The following is a 1292-nucleotide window of genomic DNA, read 5'->3' on the forward strand; positions in this document are numbered from 1 at the left end:
AATATCCATAACTTCTCCTTTTTTCTTGGTTTTTTAGTAGCGTAAATTTTGATACAACCTTTAAGATAATGGGTACCCCCTAGTTCTCTGTATGAGCATAAGGGGTTTTTGATATCACTTGGGGTGATAAACTAGGCAAAGCCTAGCAAAACAGTGATATCACAATTTAGTATGTTTCCGTATACCCTTACGTATCTTTTTAGTGGATTTTTTTACAATTTATAGGTGTTTTCGTATGCCTTTACGTATCTTATTTCGAGCTTTCCTTATATGCCCTGTATCTTTAAAACATTTAGATATTAAATATATACTAAATAGGTTATTCATATTCTTTTACAATTTTTTTTTGGTTTTCATTTATATCATAAATGTTATAAACTATCTCATCAATATCTTCAATTAATAATTGTATATTATATAGCAAGTCTCTACAGTTTTCACTATACTTATTAAAATAATTATTTATTATTTTTAGATCTTTTGGAGAAAATAAATTTTGTTTAATATATTTTTTCACAAATAATTGATTCTCTAACTTATAAAAATCATTTTCAATATTCACATTAAAGTTAAGCTCAAGCCACTCTATGTGAAACCATCTCTATTCTTTGCAACTAATATTTCAAGAAGTCCTGGGCTTTTACTTGGTCTGTTCTCACGTCCTTCGTAATAATCATCACGGTATAACATTAAGATTTCATCTGCGTCTTGCTCTATACATCCTGAATCCCTTAAGTCACTCATTATTGGCCGCTTGTTGGATCTTTTTTCTACCTCTCTATTTAATTGGCTTAATACCACACAACATATATCTAAATCCATTGCCATATTTTTAAGTCCCTCTGATATTTGCCCTATTTGGTCATTTTTCGTTGCTTTTAATTTATCCGGTCTTACTTTTCCAATATGGTCTATAAAGACAACATCTAATCCATTTTGTATTTTTATCTTTTTAGCTTCAGCCCTTATTTCTGCCACACTTAATCTAGTTCTACAATTTATAAATACATTGTTTTTAAATGCTATTTCTCCCGCCTCTTTTGGGGTCACATTGAAGTCGGTATCTTTTATTAATCCTTTGCTCAAATCTTGCTAATTTCAGATCTTTCACCTGTGTTTAAATCCATAAAAAAAAGAGCTCATTTTATAACTTCTTTTTATTTAGTTCAACAATACAGAAGGCATTCTCATCTGCTATTCTAGTAATTTCACTTATAATTTGTTCTTTATTAAAAATAAACATTAATAGATAATTGCACATTATTATATTATATTTATTTCTTAATGGGATC

General features: G+C 28.6%; 2 protein-coding genes. Both read right to left on the reverse strand.

The window, feature by feature from the left end:
* Positions 1-319 precede the first annotated feature (319 nt).
* Positions 320-562, reverse strand: a complete 243-nt coding sequence (locus tag LGK95_RS22035; RefSeq protein WP_226127043.1) for a hypothetical protein — start codon at positions 560-562, stop codon at positions 320-322.
* Between the two features lie 23 nt (positions 563-585).
* Positions 586-1086 carry a DnaB-like helicase C-terminal domain-containing protein gene (locus tag LGK95_RS22040; protein ID WP_226127044.1) on the reverse strand — a complete coding sequence of 167 codons (501 nt, stop codon included), beginning with the start codon at positions 1084-1086 and terminating at the stop codon, positions 586-588.
* Between the last annotated feature and the right edge of the window lie 206 nt (positions 1087-1292).

This window comes from Clostridium algoriphilum (assembly GCF_020443705.1).
GTDB lineage: Bacteria > Bacillota > Clostridia > Clostridiales > Clostridiaceae > Clostridium_AD > Clostridium_AD algoriphilum.